Raw genomic sequence first — 26,260 nt, 5'->3', positions numbered from 1 at the left:
TCCTAGTACATTGTTCGTGAGCGAGTCACCATGGCGGTGACCGGAAAGCAGGAGATTCGATGGTTCAGGAATTGACGCTGGTTCGAGAATTGACCCACTTCGTCGGCGGAAAGCACATCGAGGGCACCTCCGGTCGCTTCAGCGATGTCTTCGACCCGAGCACGGGAGCCGTGCAGGCACGAGTGCCGCTGGCCTCCCGGGCCGAAGTCGAAGCCGTCATCGCCAACGCGGAAATCGCACAGGTCGAGTGGGCGGCCTGGAACCCTCAGCGCCGCGCCCGTGTGCTGCTGCGCTTTCTCGCACTCGTTGAGCGCGACATGGACTCACTTGCCCGGCTGCTCTCCTCCGAACACGGCAAGACCTTCGAGGACGCCAAGGGTGATATTCAGCGCGGAGTCGAGGTCGTCGAATTTGCCGTGGGCGCTCCGCACCTGCTGAAGGGCGACTACACCACCGGCGCGGGAACCGGAATCGACGTCTACTCGATGCGCCAGCCCCTCGGCGTCGTCGCCGGCATCACGCCCTTCAACTTTCCCGCGATGATTCCGCTGTGGAAGGCCGGACCGGCCCTGGCGGCCGGGAACGCGTTCATCCTCAAGCCGTCGGAGCGTGACCCATCCGTTCCGCTGGCCCTCGGTGAACTGTTCATCGAGGCCGGACTGCCCGCGGGGGTGTTCAATGTCGTCAACGGCGACAAGGAAGCCGTCGACACGCTGCTGCATGACGATCGGGTCAAGGCGATCGGGTTCGTGGGCTCAACGCCGATTGCGCAGTACATCTACGAGACGGCCGCGGCCCAGGGCAAGCGCGCCCAGTGCTTCGGCGGTGCCAAGAACCACATGATCATCATGCCGGACGCCGATCTGGATCAGGTCGCCGATGCCCTCATCGGTGCCGGCTATGGTTCGGCGGGGGAGCGCTGCATGGCGATTTCCGTCGCGGTGCCCGTGGGTGCGGCCACGGCCGACGCGCTCGTGGCCAAACTCGTCGAGCGGGTCAGCAGCCTCACCGTCGGCCCGGCCCTTGACCCGAACTCCGACTACGGCCCCCTCGTGTCGGAGGCCGCCGTCGCGAAGGTCTCCGAGTACATTCAGATCGGCATCGATGAAGGCGCCGAGCTGCTCGCTGACGGGCGCGGCTTCGTCGTCGACGGCTTTGAGAACGGCTTCTATCTGGGCCCGACACTCTTCGACCACGTCACCCCGTCGATGAGGATTTATCTTGAAGAGATCTTCGGCCCGGTGCTGATCGTCACCCGTGCCGATGACTATGAGGCCGCCCTGCGCCTGCCGTCGGAACACATGTACGGCAACGGAGTGTCCATCTTCACGCGCGATGGCGACACCGCCCGCGACTTCACGGCCCGCGTCAACACCGGCATGGTCGGAGTGAACGTTCCGATTCCGGTGCCCATCGCCTACCACAGCTTCGGGGGGTGGAAGAAGTCCGGCTTTGGCGACCTGAACCAGTTCGGTACCGATTCCTTCAAGTTCTACACGAAAACCAAGACGGTCACGTCGCGCTGGCCCTCCGGAACCAAAGAGGGCGCGAGCTTCGTCATGCCCCAGATGCACTGACATGTACGACCTTACTGAGGACCAAGAGGCACTCGTCGGCGCCGTACGGGATTTCGCCAGCTCCGCGCTGGCCCCCCACGCGATCGAATGGGACCAGACCAAGCACTTTCCGGTAGACGTCTTGCGCGAGGCCGGCGAACTCGGTCTCGGCGGCATTTACGCGCAGGAAGATGTCGGCGGTGCCGGCCTGACCCGCAGCGACGCCGTGCTCATCTTCGAAGAGATCGCCAAGGGTGACACGACGATTGCGGCGTACATCTCGATCCACAACATGGTGGTCTGGATGATCGACACCTATGGCAACGAGGAGCAGCGCCAGCAGTGGGTTCCCGCCCTCGCCTCGATGGAGCAGCTCGGCAGTTACTGCCTCACCGAGCCGGAGGCCGGATCGGACGCGTCCGCGCTGACGACATCCGCTGTGCGCGACGGCGACGAGTATGTCATCAACGGGGTGAAGCAGTTCATTTCGGGTGCCGGCTCCTCGAGCGTTTACATCGTGATGACACGCACCGGTGGGCCAGGCCCGAAGGGCATCAGCGCCATCGTCGTGCCCGACGGCACTCCGGGGCTCTCGTTTGGCCCGAATGAGAAGAAGATGGGCTGGAACGCACAGCCCACGCGCCAGGTGGTCTTCGACAATGTGCGCGTTCCGGTCGCCAACCTGCTCGGTGAGGAGGGAACCGGCTTTCACATCGCGATGAAGGGCCTCAACGGTGGCCGCGTCAATATGGGAGCGTGTTCCCTCGGCGGCGCCCAGTGGGCCCTCGATCAGGCCGTGCGGTATCTCAAAGAGCGCAAGGCCTTCGGCAAACTGCTCGTGGAGCAGCAGTCGCTGTTGTTCACGCTCGCCGATATGGAGACCGAGCTGCAGGCCGCGCGGGGGCTGCTGAGGCGCGCCGCCTGGGCCCTCGACACGAACGCCCCCGACGTGGTCTCGCTGTGTGCAATGGCCAAACGCTTTGCCACGGATGTCAGTTTCACCGCGGCCAACGCCGCGCTGCAGCTGCACGGCGGCTACGGGTATCTGGCTGACTACGGCATTGAAAAGGTCGTGCGCGATCTGCGGGTGCATCAGATTCTCGAGGGGTCAAACGAGATCATGCGTCTCATCGTTGGCCGTGCCCTCGTGGACGACGCGGCATGACCGCGCTGGCGCCGGCGGAGCCCGAGGTGTACCTCGGGCCGGAGGTGCTCTTCGCCCGCACCGGGCAGGTCGGCCACATCACCCTCAACCGGCCCAGAGCGATCAACGCGCTCACCCACGGCATGGTGACCGCGATCCAGTCGATGCTCGACGACTGGGCCGACGACCCCCAGATACGTACCGTGCTGCTGACCGGAAGCGGCGACCGGGGTCTCTGCGCGGGCGGGGACATCCTCTCGCTCTACCGTGACGCCACCACCGGTGACGGCTCGGCCGCTGCCGCCTTCTTTCAGGACGAGTACCGCCTCAACGCCAACATCTCACGTTATGCGAAGCCCTTTGTGGCGATCATGGACGGACTCGTGCTCGGCGGCGGCATCGGGCTGTCGGCGCACGGTTCGCATCGGGTCGTGACCGAGCGTTCGTCGCTCGGAATGCCCGAGACCGGAATCGGTTTCGTGCCGGACGTCGGTGGAACCTGGCTGCTCTCCCATGCGCCGGGCGAGCTGGGCACGTTTCTCGCGCTCACGGCGGGTTTTGTGCGGGCGGCAGATGCGATCACGCTCGGTCTGGCCGATTCATTCATCACGTCCGATCGGATTGAGCAGCTGGTTGCCCTCCTGGCGACGACGGATGCGGCCCCCGCGATCGCAGCGCTCGCCCAGGCCGCACCCGCCTCGCGGCTCACGGCTCAGCGGCCATGGATCGATCACGCTTTCGAGGCCGACAGCGTTGCGGCCATCATTGACCGATTGAACACCCTCGCTACCGACGAGGCGCGGGCCGCAGCGGAGGCGATGGGCGCAAAGTCGCCAACGGCGTTGGCGGTCACGCTCGCCGCGCTGCGCAGTGCCGCGCACCTGCCGAGCCTGGAAGCCGCGCTCGAGCAGGAGTTTCGAGTCTCGGTGCGGGCCCATCGTTCGCACGATTTCTCTGAGGGAGTGCGCGCGCAGGTGGTCGACAAGGACCGCCAACCGCGGTGGTCACCACCGACGCTTGACGGTGTGATGCCTGCCACGATCGCTGGCTATTTTGCGCCGCTGCAACAGGGCGAGCCGCGCCTCACGTTTTCTGCTCACATACCGGGCCCGTCAGCCTTCTGACGGCGCCGAAGAAAAGGATGACGATGAACACCTCCATTGCATTTCTCGGCCTCGGGCACATGGGCTCGCCGATGGCACTCAACCTCGTCACGGCGGGTTACACCGTGACGGGATTTGACCTCAGCTCGGCCGCCGTCGACGCAGCACGGGCGAGCGGGCTGACCGTGGCCGGGACCGCGGCAGAGGCCGTGACCGGCGCCGACATTGTCATTACCATGTTCCCGGCCGGGCGCCATGTGATCGACGCCTACCGGGGCAGCGCAGAGAACCCCGGCTTTCTGGCGATCGCCAAGCCGGGCACCCTGTTCATCGACTCGTCGACGATCGCGGTCGACGACGCCAAGGTCGCCCACGATCTGGCTGTCGAAGCCGGTCATCGAAACATCGATGCTCCGGTCTCGGGCGGTGTCGTCGGTGCGACCGCCGGTACCCTCGCGTTCATGGTGGGCGCGCTGGAGGCGGACTTCGCCCTCGCCGAGCCCGTTCTCGCCGCAATGGGTGCCCGCATCGTGCACTGTGGGGCGCCGAGTGCCGGCCAGGCCGCCAAGATCTGCAACAACATGATCCTGGGTGTCTCGATGATCGCCGTCAGTGAGGCCTTCGTACTCGGGGAGAAGCTGGGCCTGACCCACCAGGCCCTCTTCGACGTCGCGTCGACGGCATCCGGTCAGTGCTGGGCGCTGACCACCAACTGCCCCGTTCCCGGCCCGGTGCCGGCCAGCCCGGCCAACCGTGACTACCAGCCCGGGTTTGCCGGGGCGCTGATGGCCAAAGACCTCGGGCTGGCCCTGGACGCGCTCGAATCGACCGGTGTCGCGGCCGAACTCGGCCCGAGCGCGGCCCGGATCTACCGCCGTTTCGCCGATGAGAACGGTGCCGGACAGGACTTTTCGGCGATCATCAACGACATTCGCCTGCACAGCGAGACCATACCGAGCAGCGAGACCACACCGAGCAGCGACACAGAGGACGCATCATGACCGAGTACGACAACATCCTGGTTGAGCGACGCGGACGCGTCGGCATCATCACGCTCAACCGCCCGAAGGCGCTCAACGCGCTCAACGAGGCGCTCATGCGTGAGGTGGTGCAGGCGGCCAGGGCATTCGATATCGACACTGACATCGGGGCCATCGTGCTCACGGGTTCTGAACGCGCGTTCGCTGCGGGTGCCGACATCACCGAAATGTCGAGCAAGAGCTATCAAGACGCCTACGTCGGCAACATGTTTGCCGGCTGGGACGGTTTCACGTCGGTGCGCACGCCCACGATCGCGGCGGTATCGGGGTATGCCCTCGGCGGCGGATGCGAACTCGCCATGATGTGCGATTTCATTCTGGCGAGCGACACGGCGAAATTCGGTCAGCCCGAGATCAACCTGGGGGTCATTCCCGGCATGGGCGGAACGCAGCGCCTCACCCGAGCCATCGGTAAGGCCAAGGCCATGGAGTTGATTCTGACCGGGCGCATCATGAGCGCCGAGGAGGCCGAGCACGCCGGACTGGTCGCCCGCATTGTGCCCGCGGCCGAGCTGCTCGACGACGCCATCACCACCGCGAGCCTGATCGCCGGCAAGTCGCTACCCGTGTTGTACGCCGCAAAGGAATCTGTCAACGTTGCCTTCGAGTCGACGCTGGCCGAGGGGCTGCGCTTCGAGCGGCGGGCCATCCAGGCCACCTTCGGCCTGCACGATCAGGCCGAGGGCATGGCTGCGTTCATGCAGAAGCGGGAGCCTGTTTTCAGTCACAGCTGAGCACCGAGCGGTGTCGCCCGGCCCCTCAGGGTGCCCGGGCGGCGTCGCGCCGTCGCGCGGGGGGCTTACAGCGGTTCGGGTTGCACCGGCGGGTCCATGAAATCGCCGGCGCTGCGACGAAAGCGGGCGAGGATGCGGATGAGCTGTGTGATGTCGTCCTGCTCGAGACCCAGCTCGGTGAAGACCTCACCGTTCAGACGGGTGGTCGTTTCGGCCACCAGGTCGCGCCCGGCGTCTTGCAGCACGATCAGGGTGGCCCGGCCATCCGTCGGATGCGCCGTGCGCTTCACGAGGCCGTCGCGTTCCAGCCGGTCGACCGTGTTGGTGACACTCGTGGGATGGACCTGAAGGCGCGCACTCGCGCTGGCCATCGGCAGCGCTCCGTCTCGGGTGAAGCTCAGCAGCGCCAACATTTCGTACCGCGCGAACGAGAGCCGGTAGGCCTTCAGCGTAGCCTCGACGCGCGCGAGCATGAGCTGCTGAACGCGCATGATCGAGGTCAGCGCCGCCATGCCGTCAGCGGCTTCTGCCCACCCGTGCTCCGCCCACTGCCGCCGGGCCTCCGCAATCGGATCGATCGTGAGCGGGGTCGAACTTGGCACAGGAGGCGTCCTTTGATTGAGTTCTTCAAAGATACACGCTCGCTATTGGCCCCACGGCTGGGCATCGGTCAGATCAGCTCGGCGCCCCCGCGTCGCAACCGACCGCGAGCAGGGCCAGCGAGTCAGAGTAGGCCCACCGCAGGTAATTCAGGGGGATGCCGGACAGCTCAGCGATCCGGTCGTGCGTCACCTCGTTCGGCGCCAGAACGGCGACCGCATCGCGAACCCGGTTCTCTCGGTTCACCCGTCGACGTTCCTGCATGTGCGCGTAGTCGGCGGGACTGGGCTTCTTGCGGTTCACCGGCCCGAAACGTCCGCGGCGCACGTCGCCGGGGTGGCGATGGTTCTGCGCTGCCCAGGCGCGGGTAGCAGCGACATCGCCCTGCAGCTGCTGCACCAGTTCGTCCGAATTCGCGAACCGCCGTTGCGGGCGGATGCGCTGCTGCAGCGAAACGACCAGTTGCTTGTCATACAGGTCCCCGGTGAAGTCCAGCAGGAAGGCCTCAAGCAGGCGGATGCCCGTGCCGCCGTAATAGGTTGGTCTGCGACCAACCGAAATGGCGGCGGCGCGGCTGTGCGGCACGCCATCTGCCGTGGTCCAGCTCGCGACTCCGGCCCAGACGCCGTCTGCGATGCCCAGCCGATCAAGCGCCAGGTTGGCAGTGGGAAAGCCCAGGGTGCGCCCACGCTCATCGCCGTGAACGACCCGGCCTTCGACGGTCAGCGGCTGGGCGGGCCCACCAGAGCCCGTGTCGGGGAGTTGAATTATCGAGGAAGAAATCGTCATTGAGTGCGCCCTCCGAAGACTGTGTGTGCTCGTGCCTGTTGCCCACGAGTCATGGTGCAGTGAAGTCTAGGTTCGATGACTCGAGTCGTCAACTATAACGTTGACATCGGTCGCACACTGCTCGGACCCGGGGTTTTGCAATTTCTACACAAGCGTTGACGGCATCTGCTCTTCGTGCGACCCTAGAGCCAAGGTGAGGCATTCGGCCCGCTGACAGCCACCCGACAGAGACGTCGCCTCCATGGCCACGCTTCCGTCTCCCGATCGAGAGAGAGTGCTCCATGGCACAAGAATCTGCAGTGCTGTCGCCGACAGTACGGGTCATTGACCTCAAGGCCTCCCGCAGGGCGCTGATTGCCGGATCTCTCGGCAACGTCATTGAATGGTACGAGTACGCGATCTACGGCTTCATGGCTCCCATCATCGCGCCACTCTTCTTTCCCAGCGCCGATCCCACGGCAAGCATCCTCTTCACCTTCATGGTCTTCGCGCTGGCATTCTTCCTGCGCCCGATCGGGGCCGTCATCTTCGGACGGCTGACCGACTCGCGCGGCCGCCGGCCGGTTCTGGTTGCCATCATCCTCATCATGTCCATTGCCACCACGGCCATCGGCCTGCTTCCGACAGTGTCGGAAATCGGCATGTGGGCGACGGTCATTCTCGTGCTCTGTCGAATCGCCCAGGGCCTGTCGGGCGGCGGTGAAATGGGTGGCGCCGTCTCGCTCATGATCGAGAATGCGCCAGAGGGCAAGCGTGGGCTGTACGGGTCCTGGAGCTTCTTTGGTACGTCGCTCGGATACGTTCTCGGTGGCGGTGTGGCGACTCTGCTGGCCGTCACGCTGTCCGCGGAGGATCTGGCCGACTGGGGCTGGCGCATCGGCTTTCTACTGGCCGCGCCGATGGGAATTTCTGCCTTGATCATCCGGCTCAAGGTCGACGAGACCCCGCACTTCAAAGAGGTTCTGGCCCGGCGTGCGGCCGGCGACACGACGGCGCTGGCACCGTCTCGCATCCGCTACACCCCGTCGTATCTCATGATCACCGTTGCCGTGCTCGTGGTCTACAACGCCCTGGGGAATACCTTCCAGGTGGGCATGCCCACATTTCTCTCCTCGGGTTATGGGATGTCGTTCGTGGAGGCCTATGGCTTGTCCCTGGTGACGGGACTGGTGGGTGCCTGCTCCATGCCCATCTTCGGCGCTCTGTCGGACAGGGTCGGTCGTGCCCCGGTGCTGCTCTTTGGTACCGTGGCCACGCTCGTGCTCTCGTATCCCCTGTATCTGCTGATCGGGCTCGGGTTCGTCGGCGGGCTGTTCAGTCTGTTCGTTGCCGGTCTGCTCATCGGCATTATTGGCGGCCCCATGCCGGCATTCCTGTCGGAGCGCTTTCCGACCCGTGATCGCGCAACGGGTGTTGCTGTGGTCTACGCCGTGTCGGTGGCCATCTTCGGCGGCTCGGCGCCGTACATCATCACCTACATCCTGCTGGTCACCCAGAACCCGCTCGCGGCATCCTTTTACACGATCTTCGTCGCCGCGATCAGCCTGGTTGGACTCATCGCGCTGAAGAGGAGCCAACATCAGCACGAGCACCTCAAGCCGCTGGAAGACTGACGGCCATGTTCTCGGTGTCGCGCGAGTCGATGACTTTCAACGACAACGTTGACAGATCGAGCGGGAGATTCTACGCTGGCGAGTGTGGCGATATCGCCAGCTCGATGAACACGAAGAGGTGATCACGGTGACATCTGCAACAACGGACCAGCCCATGGACGCGCGGCATTTCAGAACGGTGCTGGGCCACTTTCCGACCGGTGTGGTGGCGGTGACGTCGCTGAACAGCGACGGGAATCCCATCGGCATGACCGTGGGCTCCTTCACATCGGTGTCGCTGGACCCGCCCCTGGTCGCCTTTCTGCCCGACAAGCGCTCCTCGACCTTCCCGCGAATCCGGGAATCGGGTCGCTTTTGTGTCAATATTCTCAGCGCCGCGCAGGAGGGCGTCTGTCGGCAGCTGGCTCGTAAGCAGGACGAGAAATTCACGGCGATCGACTGGACGATGTCTCCCGCCCGAACGCCCCGCATTGCGGACAGCATTGGCTGGATCGAGTGCGAGATCGACTCGGTGATCGATGCCGGTGACCACGACATTGTCATCGGCAAGGTGCTGGCACTCGACGTGCACGTTCTGCACTCGCCCCTGATCTTCTTTCAGGGCGGATATGGCCGGTTCGCGTCGACGTCGTTGACCGCTCCGGCCGAGGCCGACCTGTTCCATCCGCTGCGCATCGTTGACCAGGCGCGCACCGAAATGGGCGCCGCAGCCGGCGAGCTCAACGCCGAGGTCTGCGCTTCGATCGTGATCGGTGATCAGCTCGTGTTGATCGGAAGCAGCGTCGCGAACAGCCTCGGTACGGCTCCGCACATTCGCCTTGGCCAGCGGATGCCGTTCGCCCCGCCTCTCGCCCTGCCGCTGATCGCGTGGAAGGATGACGCGACCATCGAATCCTGGGTGGCATCGGCCGGACCCGGCGTTGATCGTGCCCTGGTGCGAAACGCCCTGGACAGGGTGCGGTCCCGGGGCTGGTCCCTGGTGTTGCGCAGCGACCAGCAGATGCGGTTCGAGCGTGCCGTCTCGGCCCTGCCGCTGCGCAATGCGACCCGGGAACAATCGGACGAATTGACTGCCGCCGCCGGAGAGCTTGTTCTGGACGGGTACGAGCCCGCAGAGCTCGACGGCGACCAGCAATACCACGTGCGTGTCATCAGTGTGCCGGTCTTCGATGAGTCGGGCGACGTTGTGTTGCTGCTCAGTCTCTACCAGCTTCCGCGCCTGCTGAGCGGCCACGACGTGAACCGGTACGTCAGCCGCTTGATACTGGCAGCGGAACGGGTGACGGCGACGATCGGCGGCACCGCCCCCGTGCACGAGCCAACGCCTGCCGCTGCGGCCGTGTCCAGAACGGCAGTCCCTGCCTGACCTGCTGCCTGCGCCGGCGGCATGGAACCGGCACCCACGGCGCCCGGGACATCGGCCAGCGCAGGCTTCAGGTCTGCAGCGCCTGCTTGAGCTTCACCAGGTGGTCGCCGTCTTCCTTCTTCACGGCGGCGACCACGAGCGGCAGCATCAGCCGCTTCGCGCCGCTCGTCGTGACCTCGCAGACCAGGTCGACCCGCGTACCATCCGCTTCGGGGCGAAACGAGTACCGATACACGGTGACGAATCCCTCGGTCACGTTCTTCACCGCGTACAGCGCGTTCGCTTCGAAGTCCACGACCTCGAGATCGGCGTGTTCTTGCTTGCCCCTCATGAGCCGGGTCTCGCGGAAGCGAGTGCCCACGCCGATGGGCCCATCCGTTGTCTGCACCATGCTCTGCACGGATTCCATCACCGTGGGCGCATTGCCGGGAGTGGTGATGAAGTCGAACACCTCGTGCGGAGCGCGGGGAATCCACTCCGTCAGTGTGAATCCGGCCATGGGGTTCTCCTTTTAGAACCGATCGTAGCGGCGCTGGGGGCGCCTGTCAGCGCGAGTCAGCGCCAGTCAGTGCCAGTCAACTCTGCTCAGCAGCCGCGCGACGATGACGGGGGCGCCGTTCATGCGCGCCGAGAGCACCTCGGCCTGGCGCACCGCATGGCCGATCGAGTTGTCGAGCCGCACGCTCAGATGGCCGAATATCGTGCCCTCGGTAATGGCGTGAATGCCGCCACCGTCGCGCATGCCCTGCTCGGCGTCAAATCTCTGGCGCCAGATGCGCACGAGCTTTCCATTGGTGATGACCGCACGCTTCTCGAAGAGTTCCAAGACGGTGTAGCCATGGGGAATCGAGTGTGCCGGCAGATCGGGGGAGAAGGGGCCCAGGATCGTCGGCGAGATGCCGCTGTTGGTGGCGTAGAGGCGGGCCGTTTCGTTGTGCTCCGTGTCGAACGCGGTCGGCGCGCCCTGCAACCAGTCGCTGTTATGGATGCAGGTCCGCAGCGTGACGTCGATCGTCGGCAGGGTCTCCGCCCGCCACTCGGTTGTGTCTCTGATCGAAAGAATTCGCGGCGCCGTGGTCATCTCTCCAGTCAACAGCATGCGCGAGCGCGCCGCCCCGGCAGGTGACGAAATCCGCTCGCCGCCAGGGTCAGCGCAGGGTGCGGCGCGTCCACACGGCGAGTGCTTCGACGGCCAGAACGGTGACGAGCACCATCACGATGATGAAGCTGACCACGTCGAACGCCTGCACGCGGCTCGCGTTCAGCAGGTAGAAGCCGATACCGCCGGCGCCGACGATGCCGAGCAGCGTCGCCGAGCGGATGTTCACGTCGAGTTGGTAGAGAATGTGCGCGATGAACTGTGGCATGGCCTGGCGCAGCGTGGCGGCGTAGAACACCTGGCTGCCGGTCGCCCCGGTCGCCCGCACGGCATCCTGCACCCGCACGTCGGTCTCTTCCAGTGAGTCCGCGACCAGTTTGCCGAGCAGCCCCACGGACCCGATCGCGAGCGCCAGGGTGCCGGGGATCGGGCCGAGGCCGGTGATCACGATGAACACGATCGCGAGAATCAGCTCGGGCAGGCCGCGAATGACAACGATGATCGTGCGGAAGAGATTGGCGACGCGCGCGCTCGGAGCCACGTTGCGCGCGGCCAGGATGCCGATCGGCAGGGCCAGCACGAGGCCCAGGAGCGTCGCGGCCAGCCCGATCTGAATCGTCACGAGCATCGACTCGAGCAGGGTGCCCAGCAGGTCCTGCGGCGAAGGCGGCAGGAATATCCCCATCAGCTGCGGCACCGCGAGCAGGTCCTTCAGCAGGGTCGAAAAATTCAGGTCGGCATACAGGGTCGCCAGCGCGACGATGGCAACCGTCAGCCCGACGCCGGCAAACCGGCGGATACGCTCACTGTCCCATTGCGGCGCGATGCGGATGCGGCCAGCACGGGTGCGCTGCGGCTCACGGCCGCCGCGCGGCGCGGTGATCCAGCCGGCTGCGATCCGATCGATGAATCCTCGTGCCCCGCCGCGACCCGGCCGCACTCGGCCGAGCAAACGGGCGCGAACCGCCCCGGAGAGCATCTCGACGCCGATGCAGAGCAGCAGAATGATGAGCGCGAGAGCCATGCCGCGTTGGTATTGCATCGTGCGCAGGGCGTTGGCGAGCTCGAGACCGATGCCCCCGACGCCGACGTAGCCGAGCAGTACCGACGTGCGCAGGTTGATGTCGAAGCGGTGCAGGGCGGTGGCGATCAGCTGCGGCATCAGCTGGGGGATGACCGTGCTCGTGATCCACTGCACGCGGCTGCCGCCGGTGGCACGCACGGCTTCGGCCGGGCCGCCGTCGAGTTCTTCGATTGCATCGGCGTAGAGCTTGCCGATCATGCCGATCGAGTGCAGGCCCAGGGCCAGAATGCCCGGCAGCGCGCCGAGGCCGAAGAGGCGAAAGAAGATGATCGCGAAGATGAGGTCGGGTACGGCGCGGCTCAGCACGATGATGATGCGGGCGGCGCCGTGCATCACGGGGCCGCTGGTCGTGTTTGACGCGGCGAAGATCGCGACCGGCAGGCTCAGCAGCACCGCGAGGACCGTGGCGACCACGACGATCGCGAGTGTCTGGCCGGTCATCACGAGCAGCTCGCCCAGGGGTGGGAAGTCCAGCGGAAAGACTCGGGAGGTGAAGTCCGCCGCGTTGCCGAGGCTCTGCACCATCGACGCGATGTTGATCTCGAGGTCGGCGACCGACCAGATTGCGGCGCCCAGCACCACGATCAGGGCCCCCCAGGCCGCGACGCGGTTCGCGCTGGCGCGGGGGCGTGGCGGCAGGGGAGTAGGCGTGGGTGTCGAGTGTCTGATCTCGGTGACGACGGCCATCTAGACGGCCATCGCCAGGCGCTGGTCGACCGGCTCGGCGGCATAGATGCCATCCACGTCGTCGTGGGTCATGCCGGCGGCGGAGCGGTCGAGCACGACGCGGCCGGCGTTCAGCCCCACGATCCGGTCAGCGAACGAGAGCGCGATCTGCACCTGGTGCAGGCTGCAGATGACGGTGAGGTTCTCTTCACGGCTGATCTGGGTCAACAGCTCGATCACCCCGGCCGATGACACCGGGTCGAGGGAGGCGACGGGTTCGTCGGCCAGCAGCACGGTGGGGCGCTGAATCAGGGCGCGTGCGATGGCCACCCGTTGTTGCTGGCCGCCCGAGAGCGAGCCGGCGCGCTGAAATGCCTTGTCGGCCAGCCCGACCCGGGCGAGCTGATCCATGGCAGCCTCGCGCACGGCCCGCGGGTAACTCCACAGCCCGAACCGTGGGCCGCGCAGCGAGCCCAGCTGGCCGGTGCACACGTTCTCCAACACCGAAGACGACTCGACAAGATGGAACTGCTGAAAAATCATGCCGACGTTGTTGCGCAGCCGGCGCATGGCGGACTGTCCGGCGGAATGCACGGGGGTACCGAGCGTCCAGACATCGCCCTGAGTCGGCTTGTGCAGCCCGTTGATGTGGCGCAGCATCGTCGACTTGCCCGAGCCGGAGAGTCCCAGCAGCACGTTGATCTTGTTCGGCGCGAATGACACGCTCACATCGTCGAGGGCGGTGACACTTCCGAACGACTTGGTCACGCCTTCGAAGCGGATGTCCGCGGGCTCGGGGATCGTCTGGTTCGCAGCAGCGACAGTCATCGGAGGTTCTCGTTTCTCGGTGTTCTCGGAGTTCTCGGTGTTCTCGGAGTTCTCAGCGTTCTCGGGGGCATGCAGAGACGGTGTGGATCGAGCAGGGCTCGATCCACACCGCTAGTGGGTCAGACGTTGCAGGCTGCGGCCTTCGTGGTCGCGCAGACGGCGCGCACACCGTCATAGAGCGAATCCTCGACCGGGATGAAGCCATACTCGCTTTCCTCGGGGAGCTGGCAGTCGGCTGCCGACGAGCAGATGCCCGATTCGACCAGGGCCGGAATGTTCAGGTCCGTCGCAAAGATGTCCTGAAGCTGCTCGATCAGGTCTGCGGGAAGAGTGTCGCTGGCGACGTACGGGCTGCCGGCAATCGTCTCGGACTCCCAGACGACCTCCAGGTCGCCCTCTTTCAGGCTGCCCGATTCGATGATCTGAGTGGTGACCATCGTGTCGTAGGCGAAGCCTGCGTCGCAGGTGCCGTCGGCGACCGACAGAGCCGAGGCATCGTGGCCGCCGGCGAAGACCGGGGTGACGCCGGTCTCGGGGTCGATGTCCAGGTCAAGTAATCCGGCGCTGGGGTAGAGAAAGCCCGAGGTTGAGGTCGGGTCGACGAAGCACACGGTCTTGCCCGCGAAACCCGCGAGGTCGGTGATGTCGCTGCCGGCCGGCACGATTCCGTACGACTTGTAGCCGGGCTCCTGATCCGGGTCGTCGACGAGGGCGCCGAGTGCCTCGACGCCCGCGCCGCTGTCTTTGGCGACCATGTACGAGAACGGGCCCAGAGCCGCGAGCTGAATCTGGCCGGCCCGCAGACCTTCGATGACCGCCGCGTAGTCGGTGACCTGCTGGATTTCGACCTCGATGCCGGTCGTCTCCTCGATGGCCGCAATGATGGCCGCATTGTTTTCGGCGATGCCTTGGGCTGATTCGCTGGGAATCTGCGCGAAGACGAGCTTGTCGGGAGTTTCGGGTGTCTCGGCTGCGGTACTGGTGGCAGCACAACCGGTGAGCGCGGCGACCAGGGCGAAACTGGCCAGAAGCCCTTTAGCTCGAGTGGGGAAATGCATCGAAGAGTGCCTTTCGTGGAGTGCGGCCCGACGAGCGTCGGTCGTGAGTACCTCAAGATTCTTGCGTTGCTTGATTAACAGTGGGGCGTACGAGGTGCGACGGGAGATGACGATGAAGCGAACAGCAGGTGACGGAGCCCTCGAGGGACGCAAACCCGGTCGACCCGCCGATAGGGTCGCAGAATGAAGGTGATCGCAGAGCCGAGGCTCGCCCCGCTCGAGCCGTTGGGCGCCCAACCCGCTCGGCTGCACCGTCGACTCGCCGCTCTGTCGCTGGGCCAGATCGTGAGCTGGGGCGTGCTGTTCTATGCGCTCATCGTGGCGGCCCCGGTGATCGCCGAGGACACCGGGTGGTCGTTGTCGCTCGTGATGGGGCTGTACGCGCTGGGCCTCGTGGTCTCGGCGGGTGTGGGCATCGCGGTGGGCTTCGTTCTCGACCGCACTGGCCCGCGGCTGATCATGACCGCAGGGTCGGTCGTGGGCGCAACCGGAATGTGCGTGGTCGCCCTGTCTCCCACCCCCGTCGTGTTCGCGATCGGCTGGGGACTGGTGGGACTGGCCCAGGCGGGTGTTCTCTACCAGGCCGCCTTCACCGTGATCACCCACCGCTACGGAGAGCGGCGCCAGGTGCCTTTGACCGTGTTGACGCTGGCGGGCGGGCTCGCGTCGACGATCTTCGCCCCGATCGTGGTGGCGCTGCTCGCGGTGACGGACTGGCGCACGACCTTCCTGGTGCTCGCCGGCATCCTTTTCGTCGTCACGGTGCCGCTGCACTGGTTCTCACTCGAGCGTGCGTGGGCACCGCGCCCGCACCTCGAGCACACCGAGGTGCACACCGTGCGCACCGTGCTGCGGCAGCGCCGCTTCTGGATGCTGCTGCTCGCGACCGCCGCAATCGCCCTGTCTCTGTACACGGTGACGATCAGCATCATCCCGGTGCTGCTCGAAAAGGGCGTCTCGTACGAACTCGCGGCAATCACACTGGGCCTGGTCGGCGCGGGGCAGGTCGTCGGGCGTCTGCTGTTCATGGTTCTGCCGCGTGATCGGCAGCCCTGGGTGCCGCTGGCCGCGGTTGCGGCGGCGTCGGCCGTCGCGCTGCTCGCCATCTCATGGCTGTCGGCACCCGTCTGGCTGCTGCTGGTCGTGGCGATTATCGCCGGCGCGATTCGAGGCACCCAGACGCTGGTGCAGGCGAATTCGGTGAGCGACCGCTGGGGGTCGGCGAACTACGGCTCGATCAACGGCGTCTTCAGCGCGCCGCTGACGGTGCTCGTGGCGCTGACGCCGGCCCTCGGCCCGCTGTTCGCCGACTCGATCGGATCCTTCGCCGCGATGACGGCTATCCTGGCCGGCCTCGCGGCAGTCGGCGCCTTGCTGGCCCGGGGCAGCTGAACCACGGGGCAGCTGAAACACCGGGCAGCTGAAACACCGCGGCGGGTGCTACCGGGGCGTGCGAACCGTGTTTCGCACCTGCCAGAGGAACGCCGCGAACGCAGCGCTGGCCTCATCGAGCGTGCCGTCGTTGACAATCTCCAGATCGACCGCAAAATCCGGTGCGGGGTCGGGGCGCGCGACCCGTGCCGCCGCGGCTGCCGCATTCTCGCGTCCGCGGGCGAGGATACGGGTGAGGCGCACCTCTTCGGAGACGGTGACCCGCGCCACCCGCACGGTCGTGAACACGGCCGGCAGCTGGTCGAGTACTCCGCGCGAAACATTGGCCACCACCACGCCACCGGATGCGACGACGTCGACCAGGTGGGCCGGGATTCCGTACCGCAGGCCGTGGGCCTGCCAGGTCAGGGCGAATTCCCCGCGGCTCAGGGCGGCATCGAACTCGTCCTCGCCCACCGGATGGTGGTCCTCCCCGGCGCTGGCGGGCCGCGTGATCCGGCGCTGCGCGAAGACGATGTCGCCCTGCCCAATCAGCGCGACGCGCGCGGACTCGAGAATCGAGTCCTTGCCCGACCCGCTCGGCCCGACGACCGCGACGAAGGTGCCGCTCACGCGACGCGCCGCCCCTCGCGCCAGACGGCGCGCACGATCGGCACGGGCGAGCCGAGGGGGTGCTGGTCGGTCGGGGCACCCTCATAGGCCTGCACGCGAATGACATCGGCTCGCTTGCCCGGCGCGATCACGCCGCGATCGTCGAGACCGGCGGCGCTCGCCGGGTTGGCGCTCACGAGCGCGGCACCCTGCGGCAGAGTGATGTCACCGCGACTGAAGAGCAGAAAGATCGCCTGCAGGGGGCTGCCGGGCACGTAGTCGCTCGAGAGAATGTCGAGCAGCCCAAGGTGCAACAACTCGGTGGCCGAGACGTTGCCCGAGTGCGAGCCGCCGCGAACGATGTTCGGGGCACCCATGACGACGAGCTGTCCGGCCGCTCGTGCCGCTCGGGCAGCCACGATGGTCGTCGGAAATTCGGAGATGCGCACTCCCGCCCGTGTCGACTCGTCGACGTGAGCCTGGGTCGCATCGTCGTGGGCCGCCATCGTGATTCCGCGCTCGTTGGCACGCTCCGCCATGCGGCGGCGGTTGTCCTCGGAGTACTTCGACGAGAGCACGTGCAGCTCGGCCACGTGCTGGTCGAACTGCACGTTGGTCATGCTGTGCTTGCCGACCATGTAGGTGCGGAAGGCCTCGACGTCGGCGTACTGGCGCTGCCCGGGCGTGTGGTCCATTAGCGACACCATCCGCACCCGCTTGTGCCCGCCCACCTCGTCGAACACGTCAACCACGTCGGGGGTCGCGACCTCACAGCGCAGGTGCACGTAGTGATCCGCGCGCAACAGTCCCGACTCGGCGGCGTGGATCACGGCCTTCACGAGCGTGCGTGCGTCACCGCTGATGCGATTCTCGCCGGGGCCGCTGCCGATGCGCATGGCGTCGAGCACGGTCGTCATTCCCGACGCGGCCATCTGCGCATCGTGGGCGATCACGGCCGGGATCGGATCCCAAAACCGCTTGGGACGCGGCTGGTAGTGCGATTCGACCTGGTCGGTGTGCAGCTCGACGAGGCCGGGCAGCAGATAGTCGCCGCCCATGTCCTGACCGGGAACGTCGTCGACGGTCAGCTGCGGGTCGGCGCTCACCTCGGCGATGACACCGTTGGTGATGCGCAGGGAGCCGTGCACGACGTGGTCGGCGACCACGATCTGGGCGTTGGTGAGTACGAGGGACATCAGATGGTCTCCAAAGCGAAGCTGTGGGCAAGGGGATGAACGAAGGGAGAGACGGCCAGAACCTCGAAGGCAGCGCCGGGTTCGGGCTCCACGCTGATCGTGAGGCCGGTCAGCGGCACGTCGACGCCGGCAACGCCGGCGAAGTGCTGCGCCAGGGCAGCGTCGACCTCCACCGTGCGCTCGGCGGGCAGCGCATCGGTGAGGGTGAGGTGAAAGGTGAACTCGTCGAAGACATAGGGGTAGCCCCAGCGGTCGAAGAGCTCGCGCTGGCGCCAGGTGAGGTGCGGGGCACGGCGGCGGTGCACATCCGCTTCGCTCAGCGGAGCCCGGAAATGATCGAACTCGCGGACGACGGATGCCGCGAATTCGTTCAGCTCGCTCTGGTCGCCCCCGGCCCGCAGTGCGCGAAAACTGCCCATCGCCGCCGGGTGAGGGGCGGGAATCACCACCGGGTCTCGCCCGTTCGTGAAGGCCTGCACCGCCTCGATCAGGTCGCCCTCGGTGTGCGCGCCGGCCAGGTGGAACGGGGCCACGAGGGTGGCGTGAAAACCGTAGCGGCGCGTGCTGACCGTCAGGTCCTGGAGGTCGGGGCGGGCATACCAGGAGTCGACCACGGACTTGAGCGCCCGGGCTTCGGCCGAGTCGTGCTCACCACCGGTTCCGGGCACGGCGTAAATGGCGTAGCGCTTCATGCGAAGACCTCGTCGCGCACCGGGGTGAACGACTGCACGTCGACGGTCAGGTCGGCGACGGCCTCCCGCACGTCGGCGTCGTGGAAGATCGCCAGCATTCCGGTTCCGTGACCGAGACTCTCGCGGATCAGGTCGATCACGACGCCGCGATTGCGGGCGTCGAGCGAGGCAGTGGGTTCGTCGAGCAGCAGCAGCGGCCGCTCGAAGATGAAGCCGCGCGCGATGTTGACCCGCTGCTGCTCGCCGCCGGAGAACGTGGCCGGCGGCAGCTTCCACAGCCGCTCGGGGATGCTGAGGCGTGCCAGCAGCTCGCTGGCTCGTTCGCGGGCGCTCGCCCGGTCGACCCCGCGGGCGAGCAGCGGCTCGGCGACCACGTCGAGGGCGGGAACGCGGGGAACGGCCCGCAGAAACTGGCTCACGTAGCCCACCGTCTCACGCCGGGCGGCGAGCACCTGGCGCGGCGCGGCGGTGACGAGATCGAGGACCGAGCCCTGATGGCCGAGCAGGATGCGGCCGGAATCGGCGCCGTAGCTGCCGAAGACCATCTTCATGACGGTGCTCTTGCCGGCTCCGGATTCGCCGCCGAGTACCACGCAGGCCCCGCGCGGCACGTCGAAGGTCATTCCGTGCAGTACGGGCAGCCGCTGAGCGTCCTGCAGATGCAGGGTGAACGTCTTGTCGACGTTCTGCACGGACAAAATCGTGTTGTCGGGCAGTGCGTTGGGTGCGTTGTGTGTCATGGAATCAGCCCTGGAGGATCGAGGAGACGAGCAATTGGGTGTACGCGGCCTGCGGGTCATCGAGCACCCGGTCGGTGAGGCCGGACTCGATGACGAAGCCGTCTTTCATCACCAGGGTGCGGTGCGAGATGAGGCGCGCGACGGCGAGATCGTGGGTGACGATGACGACCGCGAGCCCGAGTTCGGAGACCAGGGAGCGGATCAGATCGAGCAGGCGTGCCTGTACGGATACGTCCAGGCCGCTGGTCGGCTCGTCCATGAAGACCAGGCGCGGACCGAACACGAGGTTACGGGCGACCTGCACGCGCTGGCGCATGCCACCGGAGAACAGCGTGGGTGCGTCGTCCATGCGATCGGTCGGGATCTCCACGCGGCGCAGCCATTCCTCGGCCTCGGCCCGAATCTGACCGAAGTGGCGCCATCCGTTTGCCATCAGCGGCTCGCCGACGTTGCCGCCCGCGCTGACGTGCATGCGCAGTCCGTCTGCGGCGTTCTGGTGCACAAAGCCCCAGTCGGTGCGCCAGAGCCGGCGCACCTCGCGTTCGCTCAGGGTCGACAGGTCGAGCAGTTCCTCTGCCGCGCCGTCGGCGCCCGCGCCGTGCTGCCGAGCCGTTCGGTAGCGGATGCGTCCCTCATCGAGCGCGAGTCGCTGAGCCAGCATGCCCAGCAGGGTGGACTTGCCGGAGCCGGACTCGCCCACGACGGCCAGCACCTCGCCGGGCCACAGGTCGAAGCTCACGTCGCGGCAGCCATACCGCTCGCCGTAGCGATGGCTGGCGCCGGTCACGCTCAGCAGGGGCGTCTCGTCGTTCATGCGTTCACCTCGGTGAGGGGGTCGGTGATGTGGTCGGTGATGGGATCGGTACTGCTCTGATCGGTGTTGCTCTGATCGGTGTTGCTCTGGTCGAGCTCGCGGGCCGTGAGGGTGCGCTCGCAATGATCGGTATCAGAGCAGACAAACATGACACCGCCCTGATCGTCGATGAGGACCTCGTCGAGGTACACCTCGGTGGACTCGCAGATCTCGCAGGGCTGTTCGAAGCGCTGCGGTTCGAACGGATAATCGTCGAAGCCCAGGCTCTCCACGTCGGTGTACGGCGGAATGGCGTAGATTCGCTTCTCCCGCCCGGCACCGAACAGCTGCAGGGCGGGGCTCTGGTGCATCTTCGGGTTGTCGAAGCTCGGGATGGGCGAGGGCGCCATGACGTAGCGGTTGTTCACGAGCACCGGGTAGTCATACGTTTTGGCGATGTGCCCGTAGCGCGCGATGTCTTCGTAGAGCTTGACGTACATCAGGCCGTACTCTTCGAGCGCGTGCAGGCGCCGGGTCTCGGTCTCGCGCGGTTCGAGAAAGCGCAGCGGCTCGGGAATCGGAACCTGGTACACCATGATCTGGTTGTCGGTGAGCGGGGTCTCGGGAATCCGGTGCCGGGTCTGAATGATCGTGGCCTCATCGGTGCGCGTGGTGCTCGCGGCACCGGCGACCTTTTCGAAGAAGGCACGAATCGAGACGGCATTGGTCGTGTCGTCGGCACCCTGATCGATGACCTTGAGGGTGTCGTCCGGGCCGATGATCGACGCGGTGACCTGCACGCCTCCGGTACCCCAGCCTCGGGGCATCGGCACCTCCCGCGAGGCGAATGGCACCTGAAACCCGGGAATGGCGACGCCCTTGAGCAGCGCGCGCCGCACGACCCGCTTGGTCTGCTCGTCGAGGTAGCCCTCGTTGTAGACGATCCGCGGGCCGCTCATGCGTTCTCCTCGCTCCTGGTGCTGGTGCTGGTGCTGGTGCTGGTGCTGGTGCTGGTGGCGGATGCCTCGGTGCCGTGGCGCGCCTGGAACTCACGGCGCAGACTGCGGATCAGCCCGAGCTCGGCCTGAAAGTCGACATAGTGTGGCAGCTTCAGGTGCTCGACGAAGCCGGCGGCCTCCACGTTGTCGGAGTGGGCGATCACGAATTCCTCGTCCTGCGCTGGCGACACGACGCGCTCGCTGAATTCCTCGTGGCGCAGCGTGCGGTCCACGAGCGACATGGACATGGCCTTGCGCTCGGCCCGACCGAAAACGAGCCCATAGCCGCGGGTGAACTGCGGTGCCTGGTCGGCGCTGCCGACGAACTGGTTGACCATCTGACACTCGGTGAGCTCGATGCGCCCGATCGGCACGGCGTGCCCGATCTCCGGGGCAAAGAACTCGACCTCGACCTCGCCGACGCGTACCTCGCCCGCAAACGGGTGGTTATTGCCGAAGCCGCGCTGCGTGGAGTAGCCCAGGGACAACAGAAAGCCCTCGTCGCCGCGGCTGAGGGCCTGCAGCCGCTCGGCCCGGCTCATCGGAAAGACGGTCGGCTCGCGGGTCAGGTCGCCGGGGTCCGGATCGGTCCAGCCCTCGTCGGGCCGATCGCGCTCGATCAGCGCGTCGGCACCGAGCAGATCGGTCACTCGGGGCATCGGTTCGTCGACCGGCGCGGTCGGAGTCGCGACGTCTGGTGTTTCCAGATCTTCGGCGAGCAGCCGGTGTGTGTAGTCGAACGTTGCACCGAGCTGCTGACCGCCGGGAATGTCCTTGAAGGTCGCCGATACCCGGCGCTCCGCGGGCAGGCCGACGGTGTCGACCGCGACCGTGATGCCGAACCGGGGCAGCGTGGTGCGGTAGGAGCGCAACAACGTGACCGCTTCGAGCACGTCGCCCTGCGCCTGCAGCAGCGCCTTGGCGGCGAGCTCCGGGTCGTAGAGCGAGCCCTCAGCCATCACGCGCGAGACGAGCACGCCCAGCTGGTCGCGAATCTGCGGGTAGTCGATGCGCGGGGCATCAGCGCTGCCCCGCCCGCGCTTGGCGAGCAGCGCGTGCGCGTTGGCGATCGCTTTCTCGCCCCCCTTGACGGCGACGTACATTAGGCGCTCCTCTTGTCTTGCTCTTGCTCTTGCTCTTGCTCTTGCTCTTGCTGGTGCTGGTGCTGGTGCTGGTGCTCGTGCGTGTCCGCATCGACCAGCGCGGTGGTGCGCGGCAGGCCGAGCACCGCGGTCTCGGCGGCGAGGATGATGTCCACGCCGCGGGGAAAGAGCGAGTGGTTCTCGTGCCACTGGCCGAGAAAATCGCTCGGCAGGCCGGCGCCGTCCCAGCGGGCGACGCCGGGGATGCCGGGCCCGGAGGCCGTCAGGGCGCCGATTGTGGGTGCGCAGCAGGCGTCGATCACGAGCGTCGCTGACCGGTGCGGCTCTTCGTCGGTGCCGCGGGCGAGGTCGGCCAGACGTGGTGCTGAGTGCGGCGACGAGGCGATGACGAACACGGCGTCGCCCGCGCTGTCGACGATGCGTGCACCGGTGTGAAAGACGATCCACGCGCAGACCTCGGGTGAGGCGCGCAGCGCCTGGTCGAGCCAGAGCGGGGTCTGCTCGTCGCACAGCGCCAGAATGACGGCACCAATCGTCGCGCCCAGCGGCGCCGGGGGCAGCAGCTCCACGATGACGGGCTGCGGTGTGGTCGGGCGGGCCAGCGCCTGCAGCACCGCGCGAAAGACCTGTTGCGCGTCGCGCACCGGGGTCGCGAAGCCGGGCGTGTGATTGTGGGGTGTGAGCGTGCTCATTCGTGCTCCCTTGCGACGGTGAAGAAGTCGACGACCGTGCTGCGGGCATCCGCCTGGGCGACGGCGTCGCGCCTGGCCTGTTCGCGCTCAAGCGGCTCGATGACGTCGGTGAGAACGCGTGCCCGCTGTGTCGGCGCGCTCAGTAGTGCATCGAAGACGGCAGCAAGGCCGGCATGTTCGGGGTGGCTGCCGAGCACGTACGACGTGCCGCTCGCCTCGTACCCGTCTGTGTCTGCGCCTGTGCCTGCGCCGGTGCCTGTGCCGGTACCTGTGCCGGTGTTTGTGTCTGTGTTCATGCCGGTGCCGGTGCCGGTGCCGGTGCCGGTGCCGCGCAGCATCACGGTTGCCCGGGTGACGGTCGCCTCGCCCAGATTGAAACGGTCGCCGGTGCCGCCGATCCTGCCCTGCACCATCACCAGGCCAGCTTCCGGTCCCCGCAGGTAGCTCACCTCCGGCGGCTCAGCCCAGGTGGCCCACAACGCCGCAAGATCGGCGTGCGTGGCTCCCGCGAGCACTCGGGCGGTGCGCCGCCGTTCGTTGACAGCAAGTTCGTCAACCGCGTGTTCGTCGCCAGCGTGTTCGTCAACAACATGTTCGTCAACAACATGTTCGTCGACAGCGTGCTCATCCGCTGATATTTGCTCTGCCCTCACGATTCGATCCCCTTCACGCCCAACATCCTCTCAAGTTGTCTATTTATCTAGACAACCCCGAGACTAGGCCCCTAGGGTTGAAGGCAAGAGCCTCCCTGCCGACGTGCAGGCCACCACTGGATGAACGTCCGGTGAACCAACGACAAGGACACCCCCTGACTGATCGTGCACCGGTCGCCCGGTCGGGCAGCGGCTATTCGGCTTGGCGCTTGATCGCCGAGGAGCTGCGCCTAGACATTGACGGCGGCCGCCTGCACGCGGGCGACCGGCTACCCACCGAAAACGTGCTGGCCGAACGCTTCGGGGTGAATCGGCACACGGCACGCCAGGCCATTGCCGCTCTGGCGGAGGAGGGGCTGGTCGAATCCAGGCGCGGCAGCGGCACCTTCGTGACCGGCCACGCCGTACGACTGCACCGGATCGGCCTGCGCACGCGCATGACGAGCAGCCTCGGCGATGAAGGCGCCTCGGCGACAATTCACGTGCTGAACAGCGTCGTCGAAGATGCGCCCTCAGACGTCGCCCGGCGGCTGGGCCTCGAGTTTCGTCGGGCGGTGCGAGTCGAGACCACGCGCTCCGCGGGCGGGCAGCAGATCTCGGTGAGCACACACTGGTTTGACCTCGAGCGCCTGCCCGACATTGCGACCGCCCTGCGGCGCACCGGATCGGTCACGGCGGCGCTGCGCGCGAGCGGCATCGATGACTATGTGCGGGCATCGACCGTTGTTGGCGCGCGGCACGCCACGGCCAGCGAGTCCGAGCTTCTTCTACTCGGGCCCGGCGCGATCGTGCTCGTCACCGAGGCGCTCGACACTCTTCCCGACGGTGTCCCACTGCAGTACCTGATTACCCGCTTCGCGGCACAGCGCGTGCGGCTGGACATCGAGCACGCGCGCCCGGACTGATCAACTTGGCCGTCACCGTCACCGTCACCGTCACCGTCACCGTCACCCTCGAAAGACTGGCCTGACGCGACATTGGGGCCGAAATCAGGTGGCAGAAATTAGGGCGGCTGAAATAAAGCGAGGCCAACCTGTGGTCCGGGGGCAGCTAGCCAATGGGGCGGTTGGCGCGGTGGTTTTGGGCGGGCCGCCACGTCTGGCTCGGGTCTATCCAGGCGGGGCCGAGTACTTCGGGCCGTCCGTGGGTCATGCGGATTTGCCATCCGGAGGTGTCGATGGCGTGGTGATGTCGGTAGCAGAGGCAGACTCCGTTGGCGACTTCGGTTTTGCCGCCCTGGGCGTAGCTTTTCACGTGGTGGAGTTCGGTCCAATAGGCCGGAATGTCGCAGCCCGGGATGATGCAGCCGCCGTCGCGAGACATGATCGCTTTGGTCATCGCTGGGGAGAACGCCCGCCGTTTATCGCCAACCCGGAGCACTTCGTTGTTCGGGCCGAACAGGATCGGGATGAATCCGCCGCTGCAGAGGGCCTGGTCGACGGTCGTGAGTGAGACCGGGGCGTCGACTCCGTCGATCCAGCCGACGCCGCGCCCGGCGTTGAGGTCGACGGCGTTGACGTGCACGGTGACGGTGGGGGCGGAGCCGCCCATCACGCCGGCTTTGGGGTCGCGGGCGGCTTCGCGGACCATGTCGCGCAGAATGTCGGCCCGCTTTTCCCCGGCGGGGCGGCGGTCGATGTCGACGACGTCGGTGTCGGGCATGACCTCGGTGTCGGTCACGACCTCGGTGTCGGTCACGACCTCGGACCCGTCGGTCCCGTCGGCCGCGTCGGCCCCGTCTGACCCGTCCAGCTCAGCCGGCCCTGCGGTGGGGAGAAACTTCACCGTCGCCCGCGCCGACAGTCGTGACGCGAAATACGTCTCGAACTCGCCGCGCAGGTCGGGGGTGACGCCGCCGAAGATTCGGTAGAGGCCCCGTTCGAATGAGCCGAAGCTGATGCTGCTCTTGGCCTCCCGAGCCTCTTCCTGAGGTGCGATGCCGTCGGGGTCGAGGCGGGCCTGCCACTCATGTACCAACACCCGCATCCGATCGGCCGGCAACGCGATACCGGCGCCGGGGAGACCGGCGGTGTCGTCGTTGAGGGCGCCCGTCGCGTTGGCTACCAAGACTCGTTCGGCGAGGTGCAGATCCGAGGGGTCGGCCTGCCGGATCACCTCCTGCAGGCCTTTCACGATGATCTCGGCCGAGTCCACGCCAATCTCGCCGGCGGCCAGTGCCGCACTCACGGTGGGAAACACCGCCGGTCGCAGCTGTCCCACCTCGGACCGCACCGACGTCAGCGCACCCAGGCTGATGCGGCGCTTCACTTCCCGCACTGACACGTGGGTGACGCTCATGATCAGGTCGAGCTTTCCGGTGCAGCCCATGCGCTCAGACAGGGTGTCGGTGCCGCCGTCGTACTCGACGTCAGCACGGCGGGCGACATCCGCTGTTGAGGCGACGCGGGCGCCATCGAGGCGGCGGCCGAGTTGCTCGAGCCCATCGAGCAGTGCGAGGGACTCGTCATCGGCGACCAGCGGGAAGACGAGCCCTTCGAGAGCGTCGGCGAGTTGCTCGGTGATGTGGGCGAGGCGTGAAACCGGATTGTGGTCGGCATCTGTGTCCGACGAGAGTGTCTGTGACATATTCTCAGTTTACTCCTGAATGAAGACAAATACCAGAGAAACTCAAGAACTTTTTCTGACTCTGGTATCTATCGACACCCCAAGTAACGCCCGATTCTGCCGGCTGACCGTGCTGCACCAGCTCCCGCTGTCGGAGTCTGAAAC

General features: G+C 66.5%; 27 protein-coding genes. 10 read left to right on the top strand and 17 right to left on the bottom strand.

The window, feature by feature from the left end; translation table 11 throughout:
- Positions 1 to 77 precede the first annotated feature (77 nt).
- The 5 genes from E3T55_RS17815 to E3T55_RS17795 are packed head-to-tail and all read left to right on the top strand — an operon-like array spanning position 78 to position 5,577.
- Entirely contained in the window at positions 78 to 1,577 is a 1,500-nt protein-coding gene (locus E3T55_RS17815; protein ID WP_134520920.1) for a CoA-acylating methylmalonate-semialdehyde dehydrogenase, read from the top strand.
- Between the two features lies 1 nt (position 1,578).
- Complete coding sequence (locus E3T55_RS17810; protein ID WP_134520883.1) at positions 1,579 to 2,721, top strand: acyl-CoA dehydrogenase family protein; 1,143 nt, start codon at positions 1,579 to 1,581, stop codon at positions 2,719 to 2,721.
- Entirely contained in the window at positions 2,718 to 3,824 is a 1,107-nt protein-coding gene (locus E3T55_RS17805) for an enoyl-CoA hydratase/isomerase family protein (RefSeq protein WP_134520882.1), read from the top strand. The genes E3T55_RS17810 and E3T55_RS17805 overlap by 4 nt, the downstream gene beginning before the upstream one ends.
- Before the next feature lie 17 nt (positions 3,825 to 3,841).
- Positions 3,842 to 4,804 carry a 3-hydroxyisobutyrate dehydrogenase gene (gene mmsB, locus E3T55_RS17800; RefSeq protein WP_198418603.1) on the top strand — a complete coding sequence of 321 codons (963 nt, stop codon included), beginning with the start codon at positions 3,842 to 3,844 and terminating at the stop codon, positions 4,802 to 4,804.
- Positions 4,801 to 5,577 (top strand): enoyl-CoA hydratase, encoded by a 777-nt coding sequence (locus E3T55_RS17795; protein ID WP_134520880.1) that lies wholly within the window; start codon positions 4,801 to 4,803, stop codon positions 5,575 to 5,577. Before mmsB ends, E3T55_RS17795 begins: the two co-directional genes overlap by 4 nt.
- Before the next feature lie 65 nt (positions 5,578 to 5,642).
- On the opposite strand, the gene E3T55_RS17790 is transcribed toward E3T55_RS17795, so the two are convergent.
- Together E3T55_RS17790 and E3T55_RS17785 are read right to left on the bottom strand one after the other, a co-directional pair.
- On the bottom strand, positions 5,643 to 6,179 hold the full coding sequence (locus E3T55_RS17790; protein ID WP_241993134.1) for a MarR family winged helix-turn-helix transcriptional regulator: 537 nt from the start codon (positions 6,177 to 6,179) through the stop codon (positions 5,643 to 5,645).
- Positions 6,180 to 6,252: 73 nt separating this feature from the next.
- The gene (locus tag E3T55_RS17785) at positions 6,253 to 6,966 is read right to left on the bottom strand and encodes a riboflavin kinase (protein ID WP_134520879.1); all 714 of its coding nucleotides are present in this window, start codon (positions 6,964 to 6,966) and stop codon (positions 6,253 to 6,255) included.
- A 281-nt stretch (positions 6,967 to 7,247) separates the two neighbouring features.
- On the opposite strand from E3T55_RS17785, the gene E3T55_RS17780 reads away from it, so the two are divergent.
- Positions 7,248 to 8,579: an MFS transporter gene (locus E3T55_RS17780; RefSeq protein WP_134520878.1), complete on the top strand. Its 1,332-nt coding sequence runs from the start codon at positions 7,248 to 7,250 to the stop codon at positions 8,577 to 8,579.
- 127 nt (positions 8,580 to 8,706) lie between these two features.
- Entirely contained in the window at positions 8,707 to 9,945 is a 1,239-nt protein-coding gene (locus E3T55_RS17775; RefSeq protein ID WP_241993133.1) for a flavin reductase, read from the top strand.
- Positions 9,946 to 10,012: 67 nt separating this feature from the next.
- Here the strand turns inward: E3T55_RS17775 and E3T55_RS17770 are convergent, their stop codons facing one another.
- The 5 genes from E3T55_RS17770 to E3T55_RS17750 all read right to left on the bottom strand — a co-directional run bounded on the left by E3T55_RS17770 (position 10,013) and on the right by E3T55_RS17750 (position 14,680).
- Positions 10,013 to 10,444 (bottom strand): SRPBCC family protein, encoded by a 432-nt coding sequence (locus E3T55_RS17770; RefSeq protein ID WP_134520877.1) that lies wholly within the window; start codon positions 10,442 to 10,444, stop codon positions 10,013 to 10,015.
- 66 nt (positions 10,445 to 10,510) lie between these two features.
- Positions 10,511 to 11,026 carry a hypothetical protein gene (locus E3T55_RS17765; RefSeq protein WP_134520876.1) on the bottom strand — a complete coding sequence of 172 codons (516 nt, stop codon included), beginning with the start codon at positions 11,024 to 11,026 and terminating at the stop codon, positions 10,511 to 10,513.
- A 67-nt stretch (positions 11,027 to 11,093) separates the two neighbouring features.
- A complete protein-coding gene (gene phnE / locus E3T55_RS17760) occupies positions 11,094 to 12,815 on the bottom strand; it encodes a phosphonate ABC transporter, permease protein PhnE (protein WP_134520875.1) in 1,722 nt (573 codons plus the stop codon).
- Positions 12,816 to 13,622, bottom strand: a complete 807-nt coding sequence (gene phnC, locus E3T55_RS17755) for a phosphonate ABC transporter ATP-binding protein (RefSeq protein ID WP_134520874.1) — start codon at positions 13,620 to 13,622, stop codon at positions 12,816 to 12,818. It lies immediately after the preceding gene.
- A gap of 119 nt (positions 13,623 to 13,741) precedes the next feature.
- On the bottom strand, positions 13,742 to 14,680 hold the full coding sequence (locus E3T55_RS17750; RefSeq protein ID WP_134520873.1) for a phosphate/phosphite/phosphonate ABC transporter substrate-binding protein: 939 nt from the start codon (positions 14,678 to 14,680) through the stop codon (positions 13,742 to 13,744).
- Between the two features lie 183 nt (positions 14,681 to 14,863).
- Between E3T55_RS17750 and E3T55_RS17745 the strand changes: the two genes are divergently transcribed.
- Complete coding sequence (locus E3T55_RS17745; protein ID WP_134520872.1) at positions 14,864 to 16,072, top strand: MFS transporter; 1,209 nt, start codon at positions 14,864 to 14,866, stop codon at positions 16,070 to 16,072.
- A 48-nt stretch (positions 16,073 to 16,120) separates the two neighbouring features.
- Here the strand turns inward: E3T55_RS17745 and phnN are convergent, their stop codons facing one another.
- From phnN to phnG, 9 genes are read right to left on the bottom strand one after another with little or no spacing between them, the layout of a single operon-like run.
- Positions 16,121 to 16,684: a phosphonate metabolism protein/1,5-bisphosphokinase (PRPP-forming) PhnN gene (phnN, locus tag E3T55_RS17740; protein WP_134520871.1), complete on the bottom strand. Its 564-nt coding sequence runs from the start codon at positions 16,682 to 16,684 to the stop codon at positions 16,121 to 16,123.
- Positions 16,681 to 17,859 (bottom strand): alpha-D-ribose 1-methylphosphonate 5-triphosphate diphosphatase, encoded by a 1,179-nt coding sequence (locus E3T55_RS17735; RefSeq protein WP_134520870.1) that lies wholly within the window; start codon positions 17,857 to 17,859, stop codon positions 16,681 to 16,683. Before E3T55_RS17735 ends, phnN begins: the two co-directional genes overlap by 4 nt.
- The gene (locus E3T55_RS17730; protein WP_134520869.1) at positions 17,859 to 18,551 is read right to left on the bottom strand and encodes a DUF1045 domain-containing protein; all 693 of its coding nucleotides are present in this window, start codon (positions 18,549 to 18,551) and stop codon (positions 17,859 to 17,861) included. The genes E3T55_RS17735 and E3T55_RS17730 overlap by 1 nt, the downstream gene beginning before the upstream one ends.
- A complete protein-coding gene (gene phnL, locus E3T55_RS17725; protein ID WP_134520868.1) occupies positions 18,548 to 19,291 on the bottom strand; it encodes a phosphonate C-P lyase system protein PhnL in 744 nt (247 codons plus the stop codon). Before phnL ends, E3T55_RS17730 begins: the two co-directional genes overlap by 4 nt.
- A gap of 4 nt (positions 19,292 to 19,295) precedes the next feature.
- Entirely contained in the window at positions 19,296 to 20,105 is an 810-nt protein-coding gene (phnK, locus tag E3T55_RS17720) for a phosphonate C-P lyase system protein PhnK (RefSeq protein ID WP_134520867.1), read from the bottom strand.
- Positions 20,102 to 21,043, bottom strand: a complete 942-nt coding sequence (locus tag E3T55_RS17715; protein WP_134520866.1) for an alpha-D-ribose 1-methylphosphonate 5-phosphate C-P-lyase PhnJ — start codon at positions 21,041 to 21,043, stop codon at positions 20,102 to 20,104. The genes phnK and E3T55_RS17715 overlap by 4 nt, the downstream gene beginning before the upstream one ends.
- On the bottom strand, positions 21,040 to 22,185 hold the full coding sequence (locus tag E3T55_RS17710) for a carbon-phosphorus lyase complex subunit (protein ID WP_134520865.1): 1,146 nt from the start codon (positions 22,183 to 22,185) through the stop codon (positions 21,040 to 21,042). Before E3T55_RS17710 ends, E3T55_RS17715 begins: the two co-directional genes overlap by 4 nt.
- A complete protein-coding gene (phnH, locus tag E3T55_RS17705; RefSeq protein ID WP_134520864.1) occupies positions 22,185 to 22,877 on the bottom strand; it encodes a phosphonate C-P lyase system protein PhnH in 693 nt (230 codons plus the stop codon). The genes E3T55_RS17710 and phnH overlap by 1 nt, the downstream gene beginning before the upstream one ends.
- Positions 22,874 to 23,392 (bottom strand): phosphonate C-P lyase system protein PhnG, encoded by a 519-nt coding sequence (gene phnG, locus E3T55_RS17700; protein ID WP_198418602.1) that lies wholly within the window; start codon positions 23,390 to 23,392, stop codon positions 22,874 to 22,876. The genes phnH and phnG overlap by 4 nt, the downstream gene beginning before the upstream one ends.
- On the opposite strand from phnG, the gene E3T55_RS20585 reads away from it, so the two are divergent.
- Both E3T55_RS20585 and phnF read left to right on the top strand, forming a co-directional pair.
- Positions 23,372 to 23,512: a hypothetical protein gene (locus E3T55_RS20585; RefSeq protein ID WP_198418601.1), complete on the top strand. Its 141-nt coding sequence runs from the start codon at positions 23,372 to 23,374 to the stop codon at positions 23,510 to 23,512. The two genes, phnG and E3T55_RS20585, sit on opposite strands and share 21 nt — an antisense overlap.
- Positions 23,513 to 23,661: 149 nt before the next feature.
- Positions 23,662 to 24,435 carry a phosphonate metabolism transcriptional regulator PhnF gene (gene phnF, locus E3T55_RS17695; protein WP_255455408.1) on the top strand — a complete coding sequence of 258 codons (774 nt, stop codon included), beginning with the start codon at positions 23,662 to 23,664 and terminating at the stop codon, positions 24,433 to 24,435.
- Between the two features lie 145 nt (positions 24,436 to 24,580).
- Here phnF and E3T55_RS17690 read toward each other — a convergent pair whose 3' ends face one another.
- Entirely contained in the window at positions 24,581 to 26,116 is a 1,536-nt protein-coding gene (locus E3T55_RS17690) for an HNH endonuclease signature motif containing protein (protein ID WP_134520863.1), read from the bottom strand.
- Positions 26,117 to 26,260: the final 144 nt, after the last annotated feature.

Origin of the sequence: Cryobacterium frigoriphilum (genome assembly GCF_004403305.1) — a bacterium.
Lineage (GTDB): Bacteria > Actinomycetota > Actinomycetes > Actinomycetales > Microbacteriaceae > Cryobacterium > Cryobacterium frigoriphilum.
Note: the sequence above shows the minus strand (reverse complement) of the source record. Positions and strands in the feature narration are given on the sequence as shown.

Excerpts from the sequence above, each read along its gene's own strand:
- E3T55_RS17780 (WP_134520878.1), top strand. The coding sequence starts at position 7,248 with ATGGCACAAGAATCTGCAGTGCTGTCGCCGACAGTACGGGTCATTGAC.
- mmsB (WP_198418603.1), top strand. The coding sequence starts at position 3,842 with ATGACGATGAACACCTCCATTGCATTTCTCGGCCTCGGGCACATGGGC.
- E3T55_RS17710 (WP_134520865.1), bottom strand. The coding sequence starts at position 22,185 with ATGTACGTCGCCGTCAAGGGGGGCGAGAAAGCGATCGCCAACGCGCAC.
- E3T55_RS17805 (WP_134520882.1), top strand. The coding sequence starts at position 2,718 with ATGACCGCGCTGGCGCCGGCGGAGCCCGAGGTGTACCTCGGGCCGGAG.
- E3T55_RS17795 (WP_134520880.1), top strand. The coding sequence starts at position 4,801 with ATGACCGAGTACGACAACATCCTGGTTGAGCGACGCGGACGCGTCGGC.
- E3T55_RS17770 (WP_134520877.1), bottom strand. The coding sequence starts at position 10,444 with ATGGCCGGATTCACACTGACGGAGTGGATTCCCCGCGCTCCGCACGAG.
- phnC (WP_134520874.1), bottom strand. The coding sequence starts at position 13,622 with ATGACTGTCGCTGCTGCGAACCAGACGATCCCCGAGCCCGCGGACATC.
- E3T55_RS17745 (WP_134520872.1), top strand. The coding sequence starts at position 14,864 with ATGAAGGTGATCGCAGAGCCGAGGCTCGCCCCGCTCGAGCCGTTGGGC.
- E3T55_RS17765 (WP_134520876.1), bottom strand. The coding sequence starts at position 11,026 with ATGACCACGGCGCCGCGAATTCTTTCGATCAGAGACACAACCGAGTGG.
- E3T55_RS17750 (WP_134520873.1), bottom strand. The coding sequence starts at position 14,680 with ATGCATTTCCCCACTCGAGCTAAAGGGCTTCTGGCCAGTTTCGCCCTG.
- E3T55_RS17810 (WP_134520883.1), top strand. The coding sequence starts at position 1,579 with ATGTACGACCTTACTGAGGACCAAGAGGCACTCGTCGGCGCCGTACGG.
- phnK (WP_134520867.1), bottom strand. The coding sequence starts at position 20,105 with ATGAACGACGAGACGCCCCTGCTGAGCGTGACCGGCGCCAGCCATCGC.
- E3T55_RS17715 (WP_134520866.1), bottom strand. The coding sequence starts at position 21,043 with ATGAGCGGCCCGCGGATCGTCTACAACGAGGGCTACCTCGACGAGCAG.
- phnH (WP_134520864.1), bottom strand. The coding sequence starts at position 22,877 with ATGAGCACGCTCACACCCCACAATCACACGCCCGGCTTCGCGACCCCG.
- E3T55_RS17690 (WP_134520863.1), bottom strand. The coding sequence starts at position 26,116 with ATGTCACAGACACTCTCGTCGGACACAGATGCCGACCACAATCCGGTT.
- phnE (WP_134520875.1), bottom strand. The coding sequence starts at position 12,815 with ATGGCCGTCGTCACCGAGATCAGACACTCGACACCCACGCCTACTCCC.
- E3T55_RS17735 (WP_134520870.1), bottom strand. The coding sequence starts at position 17,859 with ATGTCCCTCGTACTCACCAACGCCCAGATCGTGGTCGCCGACCACGTC.
- E3T55_RS17730 (WP_134520869.1), bottom strand. The coding sequence starts at position 18,551 with ATGAAGCGCTACGCCATTTACGCCGTGCCCGGAACCGGTGGTGAGCAC.
- E3T55_RS17785 (WP_134520879.1), bottom strand. The coding sequence starts at position 6,966 with ATGACGATTTCTTCCTCGATAATTCAACTCCCCGACACGGGCTCTGGT.
- phnL (WP_134520868.1), bottom strand. The coding sequence starts at position 19,291 with ATGACACACAACGCACCCAACGCACTGCCCGACAACACGATTTTGTCC.